Source organism: Arsenicitalea aurantiaca (genome assembly GCF_003994485.1).
Lineage (GTDB): Bacteria > Pseudomonadota > Alphaproteobacteria > Rhizobiales > Devosiaceae > Arsenicitalea > Arsenicitalea aurantiaca.
Window position 1 is genome coordinate 540,224 of the sequence record NZ_RZNJ01000004.1, and the last position, 20,844, is coordinate 561,067.

At 66.1% G+C, this 20,844-nt stretch carries 20 protein-coding genes and 3 pseudogenes; 9 read left to right on the forward strand and 14 right to left on the reverse strand.

What is annotated here, in order from left to right; translation table 11 throughout:
- Positions 1-80 precede the first annotated feature (80 nt).
- From EMQ25_RS13825 to EMQ25_RS13845, 5 genes are read right to left on the reverse strand one after another with little or no spacing between them, the layout of a single operon-like run.
- Entirely contained in the window at positions 81-827 is a 747-nt protein-coding gene (locus EMQ25_RS13825; protein WP_127189162.1) for an ABC transporter ATP-binding protein, read from the reverse strand.
- Complete coding sequence (locus tag EMQ25_RS13830; RefSeq protein WP_127189163.1) at positions 824-1,633, reverse strand: ATP-binding cassette domain-containing protein; 810 nt, start codon at positions 1,631-1,633, stop codon at positions 824-826. The genes EMQ25_RS13825 and EMQ25_RS13830 overlap by 4 nt, the downstream gene beginning before the upstream one ends.
- Positions 1,630-2,484, reverse strand: a complete 855-nt coding sequence (locus EMQ25_RS13835; RefSeq protein WP_127189164.1) for an ABC transporter permease — start codon at positions 2,482-2,484, stop codon at positions 1,630-1,632. Before EMQ25_RS13835 ends, EMQ25_RS13830 begins: the two co-directional genes overlap by 4 nt.
- Positions 2,481-3,428, reverse strand: a complete 948-nt coding sequence (locus EMQ25_RS13840) for an ABC transporter permease (RefSeq protein ID WP_280177642.1) — start codon at positions 3,426-3,428, stop codon at positions 2,481-2,483. The genes EMQ25_RS13835 and EMQ25_RS13840 overlap by 4 nt, the downstream gene beginning before the upstream one ends.
- 49 nt (positions 3,429-3,477) lie before the next feature.
- Positions 3,478-5,013 (reverse strand): ABC transporter substrate-binding protein, encoded by a 1,536-nt coding sequence (locus EMQ25_RS13845; protein WP_192895670.1) that lies wholly within the window; start codon positions 5,011-5,013, stop codon positions 3,478-3,480.
- 221 nt (positions 5,014-5,234) lie between these two features.
- Between EMQ25_RS13845 and EMQ25_RS13850 the strand changes: the two genes are divergently transcribed.
- From EMQ25_RS13850 to EMQ25_RS13860, 3 genes are read left to right on the forward strand one after another with little or no spacing between them, the layout of a single operon-like run.
- Positions 5,235-5,663, forward strand: a complete 429-nt coding sequence (locus EMQ25_RS13850) for an OsmC family protein (protein ID WP_127189166.1) — start codon at positions 5,235-5,237, stop codon at positions 5,661-5,663.
- A complete protein-coding gene (locus EMQ25_RS13855) occupies positions 5,660-6,205 on the forward strand; it encodes a carboxymuconolactone decarboxylase family protein (RefSeq protein ID WP_127189167.1) in 546 nt (181 codons plus the stop codon). Before EMQ25_RS13850 ends, EMQ25_RS13855 begins: the two co-directional genes overlap by 4 nt.
- A 16-nt stretch (positions 6,206-6,221) precedes the next feature.
- Entirely contained in the window at positions 6,222-7,016 is a 795-nt protein-coding gene (locus EMQ25_RS13860) for an HpcH/HpaI aldolase family protein (RefSeq protein WP_127189168.1), read from the forward strand.
- Between the two features lie 33 nt (positions 7,017-7,049).
- On the opposite strand, the gene EMQ25_RS13865 is transcribed toward EMQ25_RS13860, so the two are convergent.
- Positions 7,050-9,233 (reverse strand): TonB-dependent receptor domain-containing protein, encoded by a 2,184-nt coding sequence (locus EMQ25_RS13865; protein WP_127189169.1) that lies wholly within the window; start codon positions 9,231-9,233, stop codon positions 7,050-7,052.
- A gap of 182 nt (positions 9,234-9,415) precedes the next feature.
- Between EMQ25_RS13865 and hemP the strand changes: the two genes are divergently transcribed.
- Genes hemP through EMQ25_RS13890 form a run of 5 tightly spaced genes read left to right on the forward strand, consistent with a single transcriptional unit; the run spans position 9,416 to position 13,472 of the window.
- Positions 9,416-9,604 carry a hemin uptake protein HemP gene (gene hemP, locus EMQ25_RS13870; RefSeq protein WP_127189170.1) on the forward strand — a complete coding sequence of 63 codons (189 nt, stop codon included), beginning with the start codon at positions 9,416-9,418 and terminating at the stop codon, positions 9,602-9,604.
- 9 nt (positions 9,605-9,613) lie between these two features.
- The gene (locus EMQ25_RS13875) at positions 9,614-10,666 is read left to right on the forward strand and encodes a hemin-degrading factor (protein WP_127189171.1); all 1,053 of its coding nucleotides are present in this window, start codon (positions 9,614-9,616) and stop codon (positions 10,664-10,666) included.
- Positions 10,667-10,677: 11 nt separating this feature from the next.
- Positions 10,678-11,559, forward strand: coding sequence for a heme/hemin ABC transporter substrate-binding protein (locus tag EMQ25_RS13880; RefSeq protein WP_244606584.1), 882 nt, complete (start codon positions 10,678-10,680; stop codon positions 11,557-11,559).
- Positions 11,549-12,652, forward strand: coding sequence for a FecCD family ABC transporter permease (locus EMQ25_RS13885; RefSeq protein ID WP_127189173.1), 1,104 nt, complete (start codon positions 11,549-11,551; stop codon positions 12,650-12,652). Before EMQ25_RS13880 ends, EMQ25_RS13885 begins: the two co-directional genes overlap by 11 nt.
- A gap of 4 nt (positions 12,653-12,656) precedes the next feature.
- The gene (locus tag EMQ25_RS13890; protein WP_127189174.1) at positions 12,657-13,472 is read left to right on the forward strand and encodes a heme ABC transporter ATP-binding protein; all 816 of its coding nucleotides are present in this window, start codon (positions 12,657-12,659) and stop codon (positions 13,470-13,472) included.
- Here EMQ25_RS13890 and EMQ25_RS13895 read toward each other — a convergent pair.
- Positions 13,469-14,605 carry a YihY/virulence factor BrkB family protein gene (locus tag EMQ25_RS13895; RefSeq protein WP_127189175.1) on the reverse strand — a complete coding sequence of 379 codons (1,137 nt, stop codon included), beginning with the start codon at positions 14,603-14,605 and terminating at the stop codon, positions 13,469-13,471. The two genes, EMQ25_RS13890 and EMQ25_RS13895, sit on opposite strands and share 4 nt — an antisense overlap.
- 107 nt (positions 14,606-14,712) lie before the next feature.
- On the opposite strand from EMQ25_RS13895, the gene EMQ25_RS13900 reads away from it, so the two are divergent.
- A complete protein-coding gene (locus EMQ25_RS13900) occupies positions 14,713-16,026 on the forward strand; it encodes a PQQ-dependent sugar dehydrogenase (protein ID WP_127189176.1) in 1,314 nt (437 codons plus the stop codon).
- Positions 16,027-16,058: 32 nt separating this feature from the next.
- On the opposite strand, the gene EMQ25_RS13905 is transcribed toward EMQ25_RS13900, so the two are convergent.
- The 7 genes and pseudogenes from EMQ25_RS13905 to EMQ25_RS13930 form a co-directional block, all read right to left on the reverse strand.
- Positions 16,059-16,535: an Hsp20/alpha crystallin family protein gene (locus EMQ25_RS13905; RefSeq protein WP_158626083.1), complete on the reverse strand. Its 477-nt coding sequence runs from the start codon at positions 16,533-16,535 to the stop codon at positions 16,059-16,061.
- Between the two features lie 169 nt (positions 16,536-16,704).
- Positions 16,705-17,472 (reverse strand): hypothetical protein, encoded by a 768-nt coding sequence (locus EMQ25_RS13910; protein ID WP_127189178.1) that lies wholly within the window; start codon positions 17,470-17,472, stop codon positions 16,705-16,707.
- 79 nt (positions 17,473-17,551) lie between these two features.
- The gene (locus EMQ25_RS13915; protein ID WP_127189179.1) at positions 17,552-18,307 is read right to left on the reverse strand and encodes a GNAT family N-acetyltransferase; all 756 of its coding nucleotides are present in this window, start codon (positions 18,305-18,307) and stop codon (positions 17,552-17,554) included.
- A gap of 119 nt (positions 18,308-18,426) precedes the next feature.
- Complete coding sequence (locus EMQ25_RS13920) at positions 18,427-19,401, reverse strand: aldehyde dehydrogenase family protein (RefSeq protein WP_244606585.1); 975 nt, start codon at positions 19,399-19,401, stop codon at positions 18,427-18,429.
- A gap of 36 nt (positions 19,402-19,437) precedes the next feature.
- Positions 19,438-19,554 (reverse strand): annotated as a pseudogene (locus EMQ25_RS18405) (aldehyde dehydrogenase family protein); the annotation flags it as partial.
- A gap of 103 nt (positions 19,555-19,657) precedes the next feature.
- A pseudogene (locus EMQ25_RS13925) lies at positions 19,658-20,089 on the reverse strand (aldehyde dehydrogenase family protein); the annotation flags it as partial.
- Between the two features lie 73 nt (positions 20,090-20,162).
- Positions 20,163-20,844 (reverse strand): annotated as a pseudogene (locus tag EMQ25_RS13930) (aldehyde dehydrogenase family protein); the annotation flags it as partial.

A 20,844-nucleotide genomic window follows, 5' to 3' on the forward strand; every position in this document is an offset into this window, starting at 1 on the left:
GGGGTTGCTCCTTGTGGTCCGGGCATTGCGTCTGAACGGTAACGCCCAAGCCCGAGGAGGGCTGCGCAGAGATGCCCCCGTTAAGCGGGCATGCGCGGAACGCTGGCAAGAAGCCTTTGGGTATAGGGGTGGGCGGGTGCCCGAAGGATTTCAGAAGTTCGCCCCTGTTCCACAATCCGGCCCGCCTCGAGGATCACGATCTCTTCGCAAAGCGCCGCGACCACGCCCAGGTCATGGGAGACGAAAACCAGGGTCAGGCTTTCAGACAAGGCTTTGAAGAGCTCGACGATCCGGATGCGGGTGGAGAGGTCGAGCGCGCTCACCGCCTCGTCCGCCAGCACCATTTTGGGGCGCGCGACAATCGCACGGGCGATGGCGATGCGCTGGCGTTGACCCCCGGAAAACTGGTGCGGCAACCGCTCCATGGCGCTTTCGTCGAGACCGACTTCATCGAGCGCGGCAGCCACCATCTGGCGGTGGTCTCCAGGTATCGAGAGCGAAGCGAGCGGCTCCCCGATGATGTCCCGCACCTTCTGGCGAGGATCGAGGGAAGAATAGGGGTCCTGGAAGACCGCCTGCACCTTGCGCCGATAGCGCCTCATGAAGCCCCGGTCCGCCGCGTCCACGGTTTCGCCGTCAAAGCTGATCGTGCCCCCCTGCGGTCGCGACAGCCCGAGCAGGAGCCGCAGGAGCGTTGTCTTGCCCGAACCGGATTCCCCGACGATGCCCAGATTGGCGCCGGCGCGCACCGAGAACGACACGTCCTCGAGCACAGTCTTTTCCCGCCCGTAGCCAAAGCGGAGATTGGCGATCTCGAGCATGCTCAGCGCCCTCCCGACAGCGCATCGTCAAAGGCGCGTGCCGCCTCAACGAGGGTCTGGGTATAGGGGTGGCGGGGCTGGACCAGCACCTCGCCCGCCGGCCCGGCCTCGACCGCTTCCCCCGAACGCAGCACGATCACACGCTCGGCAATGCTCGCGACGACCGGCAAATCGTGGCTGATGAAGAGAAGCGCCATGCCCAGTTCCTTCACGAGGGCATCGAGAAGCTTCAGCACCTCGGCCTGCGTCGTCACATCGAGTGCCGTTGTCGGTTCGTCGGCAATGAGCAGCTTCGGCCGGCAGGCGAGCGCCATGGCAATGGCGACCCGCTGGCGCTGGCCCCCCGAGATTTCCCAGGGATGGGCGCGCAGGATCCGTGAGGGATCGGGCAGGCGAACCTTCTCGAGCAGCCCCAGGATCTCGCTCTCGAGCGCCCGCCCCGAAAGATCGCGCCCATCACGCCGATGGCGCCGGCTGAGCGGAATGCCGATCTGGCGCCCGATCCGCATCAGGGGGTCGAGGGCCGTCAGCGGTTCCTGGAAGACGATGGCGATCTCTGTGCCCCTGAGCCGATCGAGCACTCGGCCCGGCGCGCCGATCACCTCCTGCCCGGCCAGCGTGATCGAGCCCTGGGCCCTGATCGCGGCGGGCAGCAGGCCGGACACGGCCATGGCAGTGAGCGATTTGCCGGACCCCGATTCCCCGATGAGCCCCACCCGTTCCCCCGGCGCGATCGCAAAGGAGAGGTTCGAGACGAGTGTGCGGCCCTGGGTGGTGAGGGTGAGGCCTCTGACGTCGAGATGGGTGGTCATCGGGCTGCGCCCCGCATCGGATCGGCCCGGTCGCGCAGCCCATCGGCGAGGAAGTTCATGCCGATCACCAGGATGACGAGCGCGATGCCCGGCAATATGGCGCCGAGCGGGGCGGTATAGACCGTTCCCTGCGCTTCCTGCAGCAGCCGACCCCAGGAGGCGTTGGGCGGCGGAGCGCCGAGCCCGAGATAGGAGAGGGAGGCCTCCGCGATCACCGCGAGGCCGAACTGGAGCGCAAAATTGACCGATAGCGTCGGCCAGATATTCGGCAGGATGTGCTTGAAAACGACCATGGGCCAGGAGGTGCCCGACGTACGCGCGGCGGTGATGTAGTCCTGTGCAAGGACCCGCTTGGCGAGGATGCGGGTGAGACGCGCAACGATCGCCGAGAGTGCTATGCCGAGCGCCACGATAGCGGTTCCAAGGCTCGCGCTCTCGCTTGCCGCAACGACGAGCATTGCGAGCAGGAGGGTCGGAAAGGCGATGAGGATGTCGAGCGCCGCGGCCAGCACGTCGTCTAGAAATCGCGTCGCGAACGCAGCGAGAAGGCCGAGTGTCACCCCGATCAGCGCGCCGATCACGACTGCACCGGCCCCTACCATGAGTGCGATACGCGACCCGATCATGATCTGCGTCATGAGGTCCCGGCCGAGCCGGTCCGTGCCGGCCCAATGGGCGAGCGAGGGCGGGGACAGTCGGCCGCCGGCCATGGCCGCAGGATCATAGGGCGTCCAGAAGACGGTCAGAAGTCCCAGCACCAGATGGATGCCGAGGAGCGCGAGCCCGACCCGCAGGGTGAGCGAGCCGCGGCGCGAGGGCTTGGCCTGGGGTATGTCCGCAATGGTTGTCATGGCCGACCTCCCATGCGGTCGCGCAGCCGTGGATCGACGAGGCGCTGCACGAGGTCGGCCGCAAAGCCGACGAGCAGCACGAAGAGCGTGGAAATGAAGAGCACGCCCTGCACGTTTGGATAGTCGCGCTGCTCGATACCGAGCAGCAGCATGGAGCCGAGCCCGGGCAGTGCGAAGACCCGCTCGACGACCACGGCACCGAGAAAGGTTGTCGCGAGTTCGATCCCGAGGATCGAGATGACGGGCACAGAGCCATTGCGGATGCCGTGCCGGATCAGCGCTTCTGGAAAGCTCGCCCCGAGCGCACGGGCGGTCCGCAGATAATCGCTGCCCAGCACATCCTGGGTAGCCGCCCGCACATAGCGGAGCAGCGAGGCGGACATGACGATGGCGATGGTCAGAACCGGGAGCGCGAGGGCGCGCAGCGCTTCGCCTGCATCGGCCCAGCCTCGCAGCGGGAACCCGCCCGAGGGAAAGAGCCGCAGATTGATGGCAAAGGCCGATACGAGCAGAATGCCGACCCAGAAGACGGGAATGGCGATGCCCAGTTGCGAAACCGTCGAGATCGCGGCCCCGTACCACCGGTCGGCGCGAACGGCGGCAATGATGCCGAGTGGCACGGCGATGACGATCGAGAGCAGGAAGGCAAAGAGCGTCAGCGGGATCGTAATCGTGAGCCTCGCCGAGATCTCGTCGAGAACCGGCACGCGACTGACGAAGGAATTGCCGAGGTCGAACCGGGCCAGATCGGAAACGAAGCGCACGAATTGCTGGGCAAGGGGCAGGTTCGACCCCACGGCCTCGCGCGCCGCTTCGATCTGGCTTGCATCGGCCCCCACCGAGATCAGCGCGCTCGCGGGGTCTCCAGGAAGCAGCCGCAGCAGCACAAAGAGCACTACCGCGGCCGCAAGAAGCGAGATCAGCAGGATGACAAGCCGGCGCAGGACGTATGAGAGAATGGGTTCGCTCCTATGATCCGGCCGGCCCGCCGCGTCACTCCGCGCGCTTTTCGATGTCGTAGGCGTAGAACTGGCTGTTCAGCCCGTTGATCGGATAGCCCGAAACCGAGGCGGTCGATACCACGATCTGCGGATAGAGATAAAGCCAGTTGCTGGCCGCATCCTCGGCGATGATCCGGTTGGCCTCGGCGAGCTTTTCGGTCTGTTCCTCGACCGTCGCGCTCTGCTCGGCTTCCTGAATCAGGCGCGTCACGTCCGGATTGTCGTAACCCCAGTAGAAATTGGGATTGCCGTAAAAGACGATGTCGCGGTGATTGACGTGCTCCTGCAGCGTCGCCTCGAAATCCTGGGCCTGGTAGATCTTGGTGTACCATTCATTGGCCGTGATGATGTTGATGTCGACGGTCACGCCGACCTCGGCCAGGGCATTTTGCAGGAACTGCGCGACGATCGGGTGCGGATCATAGTTCGGGGTATCGATGGTGAAGCTGAACCCGTCGGGATAGCCCGCTTCGGCGAGCAGTTCGCGAGCGCTTTCAGGATCGTACGCATCGACATCGACGAGGTCGACATACCAGGGATCGGTCGGCGGCACGAAAGAGCCGATCAGCGTGCCGTATTCGCCCCAGATCGACTGCAGCAACTGCTCGTCATTGACCGCACGGGCCAGGGCCTTGCGCACGGTGACGTTGTTGAAGGGCTCGATCCGGTCATTGTAGGCGAGCAGAAGCTTGGTGGTCGACTGGCCCTCGGTGACGGTGAAGTCAGGATTGTCGAGGAACTGAGCGAGCGAATCCGGGCTCTGCACCGCAGTGATGATGTCGACGGCATTGGTGAGGAGCGCATTGTTGAGCGCTGTGGCGTCGGTGAAGTACTGGAAGACGACGCCGCCATTGCTCGGTGCTTCGCCCCAGTAATTTTCGAAGGGGGTCAGCGAAAGGCTCGAGCCGCGCCGCCAGGCGTCGAGACGATAGGGGCCCGTACCGTCGGCATTGGCGGTCAGTTCGGTTGCCGCGTCGTTGACGATCCAGACATAGGAGAGGTTGTAAGGCAGCGAGATCGAGCGGGTGGCAAGCGTGATCACCACGGTCTCGTCATCGGGGGTCTCGATGCTCTCGATGTTCGCAAGGCTGTTCCTGCGCGAGGACTGGGAGGTCTCCGCCGTAACGCGCTCGATCGAGAACTTGACGTCCGCCGACGTCAGGGGGTCGCCCGAATGGAAGGTGACGCCGGGCTGCAGCGTGATCGTATAGGTCAGCCCGTCCTCGGAAATCTCGTAGCCGGTCGCGAGATTTTCAACGACGTCGCCGGAATCGGTGAGCTGGAAGAGCGCCTCGTAGACGTTGCCGTTGAAGGCTTCGCTGATGCCCTGTCCGGCGCCGGCGGTGTTATCGAGGTTCTGCGGCTCGTAGAGAGAGCCGATGCGGATGACGGCGTCGGCATCGATTGCGGCGTCCTGGGCGAGCGCCGGGCTTGCGGCAAGCATGCCCGCAACGGCGGTGGCCGCGAGGAGACGGCGCAGGATCCGGCCCGTACGGGCGGGGCTGCTCGAAAGAGGATAATCAGTCATGGAACGCTCCTGATCGTGTTGTGCCGGGGCCGCCGGGGCAGGCCTCCAGCCTGGCGCTATGGATATAGGAGCGAGGCGGGCTTGCCCACTCCGGCCCGGAGCGCGCCGTTCCAAATTTCCCTCAGGCTTAAGAAAATTCACTGCCACCCTCGCGGCTTTGGAAGGCTGGCGTCGCGTGGCCTGCGCGGCTAGTCTCGCGCCCCGCAACCGGAGCTCCGATCATGGTCACAGTCACGTCCCGCCCCACTTCAGTCAGCGCCCGGTTGGGTGGCTCCGGCGCAGGTAGCATCGAGGCGGGCGCCGGCGCGACAGCAGCGCTTGCCGGGCTCGCTTCGGATCCCGGGTTCACGCCGCTCGAATTCATGGATGCAGCGCTTGCCGGCTGCCTCGTTCTCAGCGTCCGCATCGCCGCCCGCAAGTCCGGCTGGGGGGAGCGCCTGCAATCGGTCGAGGTCGAAATTGCCCACATCAAGGCAGAGGACGGGCCATCCCGCGTCGCCGAGTTCACCTCCGCGTTCAAGATTGTGGGCGACTTCACCGACGAGGAACGTGAGGCGCTGATTGCCTCTGCCCATGAGATCTGCACGGTCGGCAACACCTTTGCGGCCGGCGCGGTCGTGCGCGACATTGCCTGGTCCGAAGCCCAATGACCCCGCGCATCCCGCAACTCGACTACGCCGAGGCAGGCGAGGACGTTCGCGCCGCCCATGACGAGGAAATGCGTCTGCGCGGCCGCATGACCAATATGAAGCGCACGCTTCTCCACTCTCCACCGGCCCTGCGCATCTACGGGGAATGGTTCACGCTGCGCGATCAGTTGCTGCCCGTGCTCGGCAATCGCGCCATCCTGCTCTTTGCCCAGGCGATCTGCCGGGCAAGCCGCTCGCGTGTCGGCGCCAGCTTCATGCAGCGGGCGTTGATCCAGTCGGGTGAGGATCCCGACCATCTCGCCCCGACGGAAGCCGAAACGGCGCTCATCGCCCTCGGTGCGGCGCTCGGCACCGATCCGCAATCGGTGCCGGATCCGGTCTGGGATCGGGTGGCCGCCCTTTACCCCGACAAGACCCTTGTCGACCTTACCGCCTTTGCCGGGCTGATGGTCGCGACCAACCTCTTTACCGATGTCGTCCGCACCGAGTTTGATCCGGAACTCGAACCCTTTGCGGTGACCTTTCCAGACCAGGCGCGCTGAGAAAGCAAAATTCAAGATGGATCTGAAGAATCGTCTGAAGGCACGTCTTCTTGCCGATGGCCCGGCACTGCTGGGCAGCTGGCTGCTTGCCTCGTCTCCAAGCACAGCAGAAGCACTCGGCCATTGCGGCTTCGACTTCCTCGTTTGCGACATGGAGCATGTGCCCATCGACATGGCCGAACTCGTGGCGCTGCTGCGGGCGGTCGGATGCACCCCGGCCGAGCCTCTCGTCCGGGTCGCCTGGAACGATCCGGTGCTCGTCAAGCGCGTCCTCGACGCGGGCGCGCGAACCATCATGCTGCCCTTCATCGAGACGCCCGAGGCCGCCGAGGCCGCCATAGCGGCAACCCGGTATCCGCCCCGCGGCATGCGCGGCGTTGCAGGCGTCCATCGCGCTTCGGGTTATGGCGCGGCCACCGATTATCTGGCGCGCGCCGATGAGGAAATCTGCGTCATCCTGCAGCTCGAAACGCCGGCCGCAATTGCCCGCATCGAAGAGATTGCGGCCGTACCGGGCGTTGACGCGCTTTTCGTGGGACCCGGGGATCTCTCGGGCGCCATGGGCAGGCTGGGGCAGGTCGGCCATCCCGAAGTCGAGACCTTGATCGCCGAGGCCGCAGCGCGCGGGAGCGCGATCGGCAAGCCGATGGGCATCGTTGGGTTCGATCCGGCGACGGTCGGGCGCTATCTCGAACATGGCTACAGCTTTGCCGCGATCGGCTCGGACCTGACCCTGATGACCGGGCGGGCCCGTAAGTGGCTCGGCAGTCTCAAGGGCCAGGCGCCTGATAAAGGCAGCGGGGTCTACTGAAGGGTAGGGCGGGGCCGAAGCCCCGCCGCCGGCTCAATAGTCGAACTGCCTCGCGAGGGTCAGCTTGAAGGTCCTGCCCTTGGAGCGATCGGTGGAGAGGTTTTCCCGATAGTCCGCATCGAAGACGTTTTCGATCGAGAACTGCGCCTCGGTGCCGGCAAAGGCCCCGTGATGGGGCTTCCATGACGCGAAGAGGTCCGCCGTCGCATAGGCTTCGGCCGTCCCCGAGCTGGTGACCGCGGTCTCTCCTTCTGCCGCGATGATGGCGCGCGCGCCATATTCGAGGTTCCATTCAGGGGCCCGTGCACCGATGGTGAGCGCGAGCTTGTCCTGTGGCACGCTGGTGAGCGGATCGCCCGGATTGATCGTGCTACTGCTGGTCGAATAGCCCTCGACGAATTCTCCGAGCGTGTGGGTATAGGCCAGCCGGCCGAAGACGAGCTCGGACTCGTAGGAGGCCTCCACCTCTATGCCCCAGAGCCGGACGTGCTCGAGATTGACGTAGTAGGGGCCGCCGGCGCCAGAGGGTGCGGGGTTGGTCCTGATCGCGTTCGTGATGTCGTTGACGAACGCCGTCGTTTTGAGCGCGACCGTGTTCTCGATCCCTCCAACGTCATAGGCGGAGGTCGAGAAACCGAGCTCGAAATTGTTGGAGCTCTCCTTCTCGAGCCCCAGGCTGAGCCCGCGGGTTGCCGAGTAGGAGTAGAGTTCGTCTAGGGTCGGGAAACGCTCGGTATGGGCGACCGAGCCGAAGATCCCGAGCGTATCGTTGACCTGATAGAAGGCTGCGAGCTTGGGGGAGAGCGCCACCCCCTCGATCTCGGTCGCGCCTGCGATGTCGTTCAGCGGGGTCATGTGGTGAAGATCCGCGCGCGCCCCCGCGATGACCGTCAGGTCGTTGTTGAAGATCGTCTCGTTCTGGACGAAAAGCCCGAGCTTGTCCTCGATGCCTTCGGGGTGCTGCTGGAGCGCGGCGGTGCCTTCGGGGCGTCCGGCGGTGCGGTGCTGGGTCGAGATCTGGCTCCCGATCGTCAGATAGTTTTCGAGCCCGTTCCCGATCCATTCGATCGTGTTGTCGGCCTTCAGCTGCCAGGTGGCATAGCCATAATCGGTATCGTTGAGGATGGCCGTCGAGCCGGTATCGCCTGGGCCCGTCGGTGCAACGGGCATCGGCGGCATGCCCGGCGCAAAGGACACCGGTGAGCCGGGCTTGTGGTTGGACTGCGAATTGCGCGTGTCCGAATAGGAGAGGGCGACCTTGAGGTCGAGCCAGGGATTGTCGCTTGCCGGGTTCTCGTAGGAGAGAACGAAGGTGTCGTCCGTGACATGCCGGTCGACCGTGCCGAACGCATTGGTGACGCCGCCGAGCGATTCGGTGCCTGTCTGTACGTAATCCTGGTCGTCGGCATCGGAATCCCAGTGCTGCCAGGAGAGCCGGACGGTCTGTTCCTCACCCTGCCCGAAGCGCGCCGTGCCCTTGATCAGTCCCGACCAGGTCTCGAAATCCGATCCCGAAAGGATCGACCCGTCCGCAAGGGTGAAGGCGTCCGAGCGGCGGAAGCTGCCGGTCGCGAGGATGTCGAAGGTTTCGTTGATCCTGTGGGCAATAAGCGCCGAAGCCAGCGCGCCATTGCCGTTGCTGTCATAGCCGCCCTTGATCCTGACCGCCCCCGTCGCGCCATCGGCGATGAAGTCGGAGGCGTCCTTGGTGACGAAATTGATCACCCCGCCGAGCGCGCCTGAGCCATAAAGCGTCGAGGAGGCGGGCCCCCTCAGCACTTCGATGGATTTGTAGAGCTCGGGATCCGAGAAGAACGAGCCCATGCGGTACTGCTCGTTGAACTTCGGCGCGCCGTCCACCGTCACGACGATCCGCGAACCGTCGGCCGAATTGTTGACCGCCCCGATGCCGCGGATGTTGAACGCCTGCCCCAGGATGCGGTCGCTGCCGACCATGGTCGTGCCCGGCACGGCATCGAAGATCTCCCCGATCGTCGTGGCCTGCTGGCTGTCGATGTCGTCCTGATCGACGACGGTCACCGCCTGCGGTGTCGCGATCGCCACTTTCGGATTGCCGGCACCGATCACCAGCCGTTCGAGCAGCGTGACATTGGTTGCGTTGGCATTGAGCGTCTGCGCCATCGCTTCGCCGGCCGAAAGTGCGCCAAGCGCCACCCCTGCCAGAAGCAGACCGATATGCCGGTTTGCGAGCCCCATTGGTCGTCTCCGTAATGTGTGAAGGGCCGCTGGCTGGCAGATGGCTCGCCGGCGGGGTGCAAGCCATCTAAAACATGACTTGAAAGATCACCTATTGCGCTGGCTACAAAACATGAGTTATGGAGTCAAGAAAATTCAGCCCGACCAGAGTGTCGTTGATGGCTGACAAGTGATTGTGGACAATGATGAAAACCGAGCAGTCCCAAAAGGGCTTGCATGACGCTCTCTCGTCAGAGCCGCCGGCGCACACGCCGCCCATGGTCTCGTCGGAGACGCTTTTCGGCATGGAGCGGGAAATGGTCATCGTCCACAAAGGCAGCCGCTATCGGCTGCGCATCACCCGCCAGGACAAGCTCATCCTCACCAAATAGGGGCCACCAATGGATCGCCGCCAGCTACCGCCAGAACAGATCCGCACACTGCGTGCGGCTCATCCCAAAATGCGCGAGCGCGATTTCGCGCGAATTCACGCGATTACCGAAGCGGAACTCGTTTCCGCCTATTGCGGCCAGGGCGTGCTTGGGCTGCGGCCCGATGTCGAAACCTTGCTGGCGGGGCTGAAGCAGGTCGGCGAAGTCATGGCGCTCACCCGCAATGAGAGCGTCGTCCATGAGAAGATCGGGATCTATGAAGACGTGCATTTCGGCCAGAAGGCCTCGATGGTGCTCGGCGAAAACATCGATCTGCGCATCTTTCCGGAGCGCTGGGCCTTCGGATTTGCCGTCGAGCGGCCGTCTGAGACCGGGGAGCTGCGCCGCTCCCTGCAATTTTTTGACCGGTTCGGCGATGCGGTGCACAAGGTCCACGCCCGCCCCGGCACCGACCTCGCCGCCTGGCATGATCTCGTGGGACGCCTCCAGAACCTCGAGCAGGATGGGACGCTCGATATCGAAACCCCTTCCCCCGAAGTCCCATCCGGCCCCGCCGCAGATCGGGAAGAGTTGCGCGCGCGCTGGGAGAGTCTGACCGACACCCACCAGTTCTTTCCAATGCTGAAGGCGCTCAACCTCGGGCGACACGAGGCGCTGAACATGGTGGGGGCGGACTATGCCTGGCCGCTCGATGCGGGCGCCGTCGCCGGCCTTTTTGCAGGGGCCGTCGCCGAGGCGCTGCCCGTCATGGTGTTCGTGGGCAATCGCGGCTGCATCCAGATCCATTCGGGACCGATCGTGAACGTCGCCCCAATGGGGCCGTGGCTCAACGTGATGGACGAGACCTTCCACATGCATCTGCGGACCGACCAGATCGCCGAGGCCTGGGCGGTGCGCAAGCCCACAAAGGATGGTCACGTCACCTCGGTCGAGCTTTACGGGGCGGATCGGGAGCTGATCCTGCAGATGTTCGGCAAGCGTCATGAGGGTGTGGACGAGCGGCCCGACTGGCGTCGGCTGGTCGAGGCCCTGCCGCCCGCCGGCCGGTCAACCGCGGCCTGATGGAGCGTTCAATGCCTCACCGCCTCATGCTTGCGGCCTGTGCCGCCCTTTTCGCCCTGCCCGCCGCCGCAGACCCCTTCCCCGATGCCACCCGCCTCGTCTCGATCGGAGGATCCCTGACCGAAATCGTCTATGCGCTCGGCGAAGGAGAGCGGCTGGTGGGCCGGGATTCGACGGCGATCTACCCGCCCGAGGCCCTCGCTCTTCCCGATCTGGGCTATATGCGGGCCCTTTCGCCCGAGGGCGTGCTTTCTGCCGGTCCAACAGCGCTCCTTGTTCTGGAAGGGAGCGGTCCGCCCGAAGCGCTCGACGTGCTCGAGGCAGCGGGCGTGCCCTATCGCGTCGTGCCCGAAGACCATTCCCATGAGGGCATCCTCGCCAAGATCGCCGCGGTCGGCGATTCGCTGGGCGTGCCCGATCGCGCCGCGGCGCTCTCGGCGGAAATCGATGACGCCCTCGATCGCGCGGAGGCCCTGACGCGGGATGTCGCGGAAAAGCGGCGCGTGCTCTTCGTTCTCTCGGTCGATGGCGGGAAGATCCAGGCCTCGGGCACAGGCACTGCTGCCGACGCCATCATCGCGCTCGCCGGCGGGGTCAATGCCGTGACCGAATATGAGGGCTACAAGGCGCTTAGCGAGGAAGCGATCATCGCGGCGCGCCCCGACGTGATCCTGATGATGGATCGGGGCGGTGACCATGCAGCCACCGACGCCGATCTCCTCGCGAGCCCTGCGATCGGCCTCACCCCGGCTGGCCGGGACGCTACCATCATCCGGCTCGACGGCGCCTATCTGCTTGGCTTTGGCCCGCGGACGGCCGATGCGGTCACCGATCTTGCACGCGCCCTTTATGGGGCGGCGCTTGCGCGCGAGGGTCAGGGCGATGGCCGCTAGCGCTTTCGATCCTGCCTTTCCCCGGGGGCTAAGCGGCGTGCGCGCGGGCGACCGCTCGCATCTGGGGCGGCAGGCGGTGATGATCCTCGCCCTGCTCCTTGTCCTCGCCATGCTGGTATCGCTCTCCACCGGCGCCTCGGGCACGGACCTTTCGGCGCTCTTCCACGTCCTCGGGGGTGAGCCGGATCCTCAAGATGCGACGGCGCTCCGCGATCATGTGGTGATGATGAACATCCGTCTTCCCCGCATGATCCTGGGCATGCTGGTGGGGGCGGGGCTGGCGGTCTCCGGGCTCGTCATGCAGGGGCTCTTTCGCAATCCCTTGGCCGACCCCGGGCTCGTCGGCGTCTCCTCGGGAGCCGGGCTCGGCGCTGTCGGCGTCATCGTCCTCGGGACAACCGCGCTCGCACCGCTGACGGGCCCCTTGGGCATCTACAGCCTCCAGATCGCGGCCTTTCTCGGCGGGCTTGCCACCACCACGATCCTCTATCGTGTCGCGACGCGGAGCGGGCAGACGGCGGTGGCGACCATGCTGCTGGCCGGCATCGCCATCGGCGCGCTGGCCGGCGCAGCGACGGGGGTCCTCGTCTATGTCGCAACGGACAGCCAGTTGCGCGACCTCACCTTCTGGAACCTCGGCTCGCTCGCCGGGGCCAACTGGACCAAGGTCATGGCGTCTGGCCCGATCATCGCTCTCGCGCTCGGCGCGACCCTCTTTCTGCGCAACGGGCTCAACGCCTTGACGCTCGGCGAGGCAACGGCCGCCCATATGGGCGTGCCGGTCGAGCGGCTGAAGCGCGTCGCCATCATCGCCGTCGCCGCGGCAACGGGGGCCGCCGTCGCCGTCAGCGGCGGCATCGGGTTCGTCGGCATCGTGGTGCCGCACCTCCTTCGCCTTGTGATCGGTCCGGATCATCGATATCTGCTGCCTGCCTCGGCGCTTCTGGGGGCGAGTTTTCTGCTCCTCGCCGATGCGGTGAGCCGCACCATAGTGGCTCCGGCCGAACTTCCGATCGGCATCGTCACGGCTGCGGTCGGTGGTCCGTTCTTCCTCTGGATCCTGCTGCGTCGGCGCAGCGCCATCGCCTGGTGAGCTCATGATAGCGACACAAGGGCTCTCGGTGCGGATCGATGGGCGTACCATCATCAGCGACATCGCCTTTGAGGCACAGCCCGGCCAACTGACCGCCATCGTCGGACCCAATGGCTCGGGCAAAACGACCCTGCTCAAGGCCATTATCGGGGATCACGCTTATGATGGCGAGATCAGGCTCAATGGTCTGGATGCGCGCAGCCTCGGGCCCGCCGCGGCTGCAGGATTGAGGACCGTGCTGCCGCAGGCGAGCGTCCTTGCCTTCCCTTTTACGGTGCGAGAAGTCGTCGCCCTCGGCACCACTGCCGGGCGTCCCGGCATTCTGGGCCAGGCACTTGGCGGCCTGCCCGAGGCGGCCCTTGCGCGGGTCGATCTCGACGGCTTCGGGCCGCGCTGCTATCAGGATCTGTCGGGAGGCGAACAGCAGCGCGTGCAACTGGCGCGCGTTCTCTGCCAGGTCTGGGTGCCGGTTCTCGATACCCAGCCGCGTTATCTGCTTCTCGACGAACCGGTCTCGAGCCTCGATATCCGCCACCAATTGCAGGTCATGGCCATAGCCCGTGCCTTTGCTGATGCCGGTGGCGGGGTTGTCGCCGTGCTTCATGATCTGAACCTCGCCGCTATGTTCGCGGACAGGATCGCGATCATCGCCGGCGGACGCCTCCTGACCATGGGATCACCCAAGGAGGCATTGACCGACGATCGGCTCGAGGCGGCCTTCGGGTGCCCGCTGCGTGTTGGGTCGGTCCCAACCGCGCCGGTGCCCTTCGTCCTGCCGCAATCGCTTGCGGACTGGACCTCGATCGTGCCGGCACACTAGCGCTTGCGGCGCGTCGCAACCCCGAGAGCCAGCGCAGCGGGCACAGTGAAGACGAGGGCGCCGAGCGAGAGCTTCTTGGGTCTCGGGCGTTCGCCCTTGGCCGCATTGTAGCCCTCGATCCACTCGGGGCTCCGATCCCGGTCTTCCCGCGGATCCGGCCTGCCGCCCGTCGAACGTCCGAGCGTATCGGCCATCGCCGCTCCCCTCTTGCCCATGGGGTCGGCCGGCCCGGTGGTGGAGTCGCGTGCCGTCTGATGCTCGGCTTCTGCGTTCAGTTCCGCCCCGATGATGAGCACGGTCACCGCAACCCACATCCAGGTTAGAAGGCCGATCAGCCCGCCCAGTGACCCATAGGTCGCCTCGTAATTGGCAAAGTTCGCCGCATACCAGGAGAACAGCACCGAGACGACGAGGATGGCAACGACCGCAAAGACGGCTCCGGGCGTCACCCAGCGCCATTTCGGCTGCTCCCGGCTTGGACCGAACCGATAGAGGAGCGCGATGCCCGTAAGCAGCGCAAGCGCCAGGACGAGGTAGGCGCCGATCTGGAGCACCCATTCGAGCCCCATCCCCAGCCCCAGCATTTCAAGTCCGACCGGCACCGCGATCGCGACGATCAGCAGCAGCGTCGCCGCGAACACGCCTCCCAGCGTGAAGGCAAGAACCTGGGCGTTGAGAACGAAGAAATTGCGCTTCTCGCGTTCGCCATGCGCGATATTCATGGCTTCGAACAAGGTCCGCACGCCGGCGCTCGCGCTCCAGAGCGCAATGCCGAGCGAGATGAGAAGCGCGACACCGAGCGTCGTGTCGCCGCTGGCGGCAAGCCGCGTGACCTGCTCCTCGATGATTGCGAGCCCGCCCGCCGGAACCACATTGGCCAGCAATTGCACATGGTCTGCCGCCGTCGCGGGGTCGGTGAAGAGCCCATAGACAGAGATGAAGGCCGTGATGGCCGGCACGATCGAGAGGAGCAGGTAGTAGGTGACCGCCGCCGCGACCAGCATCACCCGGTCCTCTGCGATCTCGCCATAGGTGCGGATCAGGATGTCCTGCCATCCGCGCGGTGGAACCTCGATCGGCGTATCCGCCTCCCGGCCCCGTTCCGCACTCCGCCGCCCTGCTGACGCCACCATCTTGTCACTCCACGCTCTGCCGAAAAAGCCAACGCGATGCGCGCCTTGCCGGTTGCAGCCGCCCTTTGGTCATGCTTTTGTCGCGAGCCTTTCCTGCGGAGCATCTGATGAACTCGACCGCCCTTCTCGTCATTCTCGGCCTCGCCATCGTCATCGGGCTCGGCATCTATCTCTACTTCCGCGCCCCCAGAATGGAGCCGCGCACCCCGGTTTTTGGCACCACGCCACAGATCCCGGGGGCCGTGCCGCAAAAAGTGCCGGTCCTCAAGATGCCGACGGCGAAGGGCTGGGGTCCGACAGCAGTGCCCCAGGCCGCGCCCGGGCTCGTCGCCACGGCGTTCGCGCGCGATCTGGCGCATCCGCGCTGGGTCTATGTGCTGCCCAATGGCGATGTGCTCGTTGCAGAATCGGCGAGCCAGCCCGGCAAGGTCACGGGCTTCGTCAGCTTCTTTGCCAATCTCACCATGAAGCGCGCCGGGGCGATCCAGCCCAGCGCCAACCGCATCACCATCCTTCGCGATGCCGATGGCGATGGCGTTCCGGAAATCCGGCAGACCTTTCTGTCGGGGCTCAACCAGCCCTTCGGCATGGCGCTCGTGGGCAGCACGCTTTATGTCGGCAACACCGATGCGGTGCTCGCTTTCCCCTATGAGGAGGCCGCGCTGGCGATCACCGCGCCGGGCCGCAAGCTCATGGACATGAAGCCGGGCGGGCATTGGACGCGCAATCTGCTTGCAAGCCCGGACGGGCAGAAGCTCTATGTCGCGGTCGGCTCGCTCAGTAATATCGGGGACGAGGGCATGGAGGCCGAGGAGGGGCGCGCCTGCATCTTCGAGCTCGACCTCGCCTCGGGCCAGAACCGTATCTTCGCTTCGGGGCTGCGTAATCCGGTCGGCATGGCGTGGGAGCCGCAGAGCGGCCTGCTTTATACCGTGGTCAATGAGCGCGACGGGATCGGGGACGAGACGCCCCCCGACTACCTGACATCGGTGCAGGATGGCGGTTTTTACGGCTGGCCCTATTCCTATTGGGGGCAGACCGTGGACGACCGCGTCGTCCCGCAGCGTCCCGATCTCGTGGCATCGGCGCTCGCGCCAGATTACGCTCTGGGCGGACATACCGCATCGCTCGGTCTCTGCTGGGTCCCCGATGGAACTTTGCCCGGCTTTCCCGCAGGCATGGCGATCGGCCAGCACGGATCCTGGAACCGCAGCACGCTCTCGGGCTATAAAGTCACCTTCGTGCCGTTTTCCGATGGGCGGCCCGACGGGCAACCCAGGGACATCCTTACCGGCTTCCTCGCGCCGGATGAAAAGACGTCCAATGGGCGCCCCGTGGGGGTTGCCCTCGCCGGGGACGGCGCGCTGCTTGTTGCCGACGATGTCGGCAACGCGGTCTGGCGGGTGGCGCCGGCCCGCTGAGCGCAGGACCATCCAGTGTTCGAAAGCGAGGCTCAGGCTGCCTTGACGGTGATCGTCCGGCGGTCTGCCACCGCATCGGCGCGACGCGGTAGCACGAGCCTCAGAACACCGTTGTGCAGATGCGCTTCGATGTGTTCGGCATCGACATCGGCGGGCAGGCCGAAGCTTCTTTCGTACCGGCCGAATTGCCGTTCGCGCACGAAATGCTCGGCATCCTTGTGCTCTGTTTCCGCGCTCTTGCTTGCACGCAGGGTGACAACGCCATTGGCGACGGAGATTTCAATATCCTTGGGCTCGACGCCTGCGAGTTCGGCCGTGATCTCATAGGCCTTGTCCCGCTCGAGCACATCGACGCTGGGCGAAATGCGCCAGTCGATGGCACGTCGCCAGAAGGCATCGTCGCCAGCCTCCGCGCCGCGGCCGAAAAAGGAACGGTCCATGTCCTCGAGCAGCCGGTCGAATTCGCGGCGCAGGGTCTCGAACGGCCGCCAGGGCAGGGATGTCGTCATAGGGGCAGGGGCAGCTTTTGGCTGTGCCGGAGCGGACCGGACTTGAACGCGGGTATCTGTCGCCATCTCTGGTCTCCATTCGATAGGATCGACGCGTGCCCGGCCCTTGACCGGGAGACGCTGGAGGCTAGAGGCCACAGTGGGAAATTGCGTTGATGCCCGTCAAAACTCAGTCGGCAATGACGGCGATGTGCAGGTGGTCCTGATGAAGGGCGTCGGTAAACGACCGCCCGCCGAACCCATCGAGCGCCCAGGGGCTGCCGATCCGGGCAATGTCGGGCTGGCTGTAGAGCCATCTCACCGCCTCATGGGTCAGTGAACCGGACGCCCGATCTTCGATCACCAACCGGTCGGAGAGCCGGTAGACGTCGAGAGCGAGCCCGCGGCTGTGATCGCTCTGCCGGTCGGTGCCGAAGATCTCCCAGGGGTGGCCGGTGACGAGGGTGATGACGCCATAGGGTGCAAAATCGGCGAGCCGCAGCATGACCGAAAGCAGGCGTTCCGAAACTGCCCCGGCGTGGATGTCCCAGCGGGCGGAATCGGGCAGCGCAATGCGGGTATCATCGAGCACGGCGATAGCCGCTGGCGAGAGTGGGACCGGGTTGGCGGGCGGTTCGCCGCCAGTCGAGGCGAGGGTGTCGAAGCGCCACACTCCGGCGATCCGGCGCAGCCGGATGTCGAGCGTGCGTGACACGGTCGTCACGCCTTCGGCCGTGCTCAAGGTCTGTTCGATCACCGTCATCACCGAAGCCGTGTCGGGCCTCAAACCACCCAGCTGGGGGTAGACGATACGCCCCGTCGATGCAGCGCCCGAAACATAAAGACTGCGTGCGAGATCGGGATCATCGACCCCGATCTGGCGTAGGCGCGCAGCAATCGCCCCGGGCGTCTCGCCAGCGTCGTACTGCGTGAGCGTCAGCGCAACCGCGCTTGCCACGGCCTTGATCTCGGGTTCCGTCTCAGCAAGCGACCCCGTAAAGGACGGGCTTGCAATGGGTGCCGGCCGGAGGCCGGGATCAGCCGGGATGGGCGCCGACAAGCCCTGCGCGCTGACGGGCGGCGTCATGATCGACGAGCAGGCCAGCATGAGTGCGAGGGGAAGGATCGTAAGGCGCATGGGTCTCGATTGGGTCTAGTGTAAGCCGGTATTGACGCAGGACATGGCCGTCCTCGTCGCGGCGTTCAGCCTCGCAGATGCAGCCGATGCGTTCAAAGAAGGGCGCTCCGAGCCCGCCTGCCTCTGTGACTAGGACCGCCCGATCGGCACCCTCGGCTCCGGCAAGTCGGCGAAACCGCTCGACGAGGCGGCGACCGATCCCGCTGCGCCGTGTGTCCTGGCGAGTGACGATGTGACTGAGGACCGGCAGGGGTGCGGAGGATGCTTGCGGCCCGCGCACCGCCGAGCGCGGGATCAGCCGGCGCCCGATGCCGCGCAGATAGCGGCCGGCGCGCGACCCGGCAAAGTCGATGGCGACGGCAGGCCGCGTAACAAGCGCTGCCCCGCCGGCCATGGCGAGCTCCCAGCCGCAATTGCGAACGACCCAGCGATAATGCTCTGCGTTGGCCGTCGTGCCGAAGAGGGCGCCGCTGATGCGATCGTCTTCATCCCGGGTAACGAGCGCGATGCCATAGGGCGAGCGCAGGAAGCTTTCCTGATAATGCCTCAGGAAGTGCCGGCCGAGCCTGGGGAAGAGGCCAAGGCGCAGATTGCGCTTGTGAAGGTCTGCCGTCTGGACGAGATCGTCCTCGTTCGCAGTCTCGATGCTGAGCATGACTGGGTCCTTCCGGGTGCCGCTGCCTTTTCAAAAACGGTGACGCGCTTTGAAAGGTTAATGCCGCGGCAACCCTGCCGTTCCCTCCCGGACCCGTGATGCCAGGGTCCGGGCCATTATCATGCTCCGTATGGGATCCAGATATTTTTGATCTGGGTTGCCTTTTGGAGGAGGTATTGGGTTTCGAAGCGGGCGGGGTCGGAGAGGTCGGCCTGGGGTGCGGTCCAGGTCTGCTTGAGGTTGCCGGTCGAGGCGCGTTCGAGGGGGGCGACGCCGGCTTGGGGGCCGCAATACCAGAGCGCTTCGACCCCGTCATGCTCGGCGAGCGTGCGCCCCAGCACAATCGGATCGCCGGTGAGGATGTTGAGCACGCCGCCGGGCACGTCGGAGGTCTCGAGCAGCTGGTAGAAATCGGTCATCGAGAGCGGTGCGGTGTCGGAGGGCACGAGCACCGCCGCATTGCCCATGGCAAGCGCCGGGGCGAGGAGCGCCACTGCGCCGAGGAGCGGCTGGCGGCGCGGCGCGACGATGCCGATCACCCCCAGGGGCTCGACCATGGCCGCCGCGATGGCGCGCATGGGCGGGTTGTGCACCACCCCCTCATACTTGTCGGCCCAGCCGGCGAACACGAAGAGCCGGTCGATCGCGGCGGTGACTTCGGCCTCCGCCGCCCCGGCATCCGCCCCGGTCTGCGCGGTGAGGCGCCGGGCGAACTCCTCGCGCCGGTAGTCGAGGTTCTCGGCAAGGAAGTAGAGGATCTGCGCGCGCGCATGCCCACTCGCTGCGCCCCAGGCGGCAGCGGCGGGACGCGCCTTTTCCACCGCATTGCGCACATCCTTGCGATTGGCCTCCCCGACCTCGCCCACAAGGGCGCCGTCCGGTCCGAGCACCGGGCGGGAATACCCCCCATCCGGCCGCACCTGCCTGCCCCCGATATAGAGCTTGGCCGTCCGGTCGAGCCCGGACGCGGCCGGAGCCGGCACGCTATGGGCCAGAGGATCGGCAGGCTCTGCCGCCAGGCCCCCGGCATCGTCTGCTGTGTCGGGTTCGGCCCGCAGCGCCGCTTCCCAGCGCGGGCGCAGATAGGCGGTCATGCCCTCCTGCCCGCCCTCGCGGCCATAGCCGCTCTCCCGATAGCCCCCGAACCCCACCCCGGCATCGAAGAAATTGGTGCCGTTGATCCACACCACCCCGGCCTTGAGCCGGGGCGCGATGTCGAGCGCGAGGTTGACGTTCTCGGTCCACACCGTCGCGNGCTGTGTCGGGTTCGGCCCGCAGCGCCGCTTCCCAGCGCGGGCGCAGATAGGCGGTCATGCCCTCCTGCCCGCCCTCGCGGCCATAGCCGCTCTCCCGATAGCCCCCGAACCCCACCCCGGCATCGAAGAAATTGGTGCCGTTGATCCACACCACCCCGGCCTTGAGCCGGGGCGCGATGTCGAGCGCGAGGTTGACGTTCTCGGTCCACACCGTCGCGGCCAGCCCGTAGCGGGTGTTGTTGGCCAGCGCCACCGCCTCCTCGGGGGTGCGGAAGCTCATCGCCACCAGCACCGGCCCGAACACCTCCTCGGCCACCAGGCTGTTGGCCGGGGACACGTCGGTGACCAGCACCGGGCGCATGAAGCAGCCCCCCTCGGGAAGCGCGCAGTCCGGCTCGTGCAGCGTCGCGCCCTCGGCCGCGCCCCGGGCGAGCAGATCCCGGACCCGCGCCACCTGCACCGGCGCCACCAGCGCCCCGATGTCGATCGACTTGTCGAGCGGATCCCCCACCCGCAGGCTCGCCATGCGCGCCCGCAGCCGGTCGAGGAAAGCCGCCTCGATGCTCTCCTGCACCAGAAGCCGCGAACCCGCGCAGCACACCTGCCCCTGGTTGNGCGCAGTCCGGCTCGTGCAGCGTCGCGCCCTCGGCCGCGCCCCGGGCGAGCAGATCCCGGACCCGCGCCACCTGCACCGGCGCCACCAGCGCCCCGATGTCGATCGACTTGTCGAGCGGATCCCCCACCCGCAGGCTCGCCATGCGCGCCCGCAGCCGGTCGAGGAAAGCCGCCTCGATGCTCTCCTGCACCAGAAGCCGCGAACCCGCGCAGCACACCTGCCCCTGGTTGAACCAGATCGCATCCACCAGCCCCTCGACGGCGCTGTCGAGATCGGCATCCTCAAAGACGAGATAGGGGCTCTTGCCCCCGAGCTCGAGCGTCAGCGCCTTGCCCGTCCCCGCGGTCGCCTCGCGGATGGCCTTGCCCACTTCGGTCGAACCGGTAAAGGCGATCTTGTCGACGCCCCGATGGCCAACGAGCGCCTCGCCGGTCTCCCCCGCACCCGTCACGAGGTTGAAGACGCCTTTGGGCAGGCCCGCCTTCACCGTCAGCTCGGCAAACAGCAGCGCGCTCAGCGAGGTGAACTCGGCGGGCTTGAGCACCACGCAATTGCCCGCCGCAAGCGCCGGGGCCACTTTCCAGGCCAGCATCAGCAGCGGGAAGTTCCACGGGATGATCTGCCCGCACACCCCATGGGGCTCGTGATCGGGAAAGCGCGTCTCG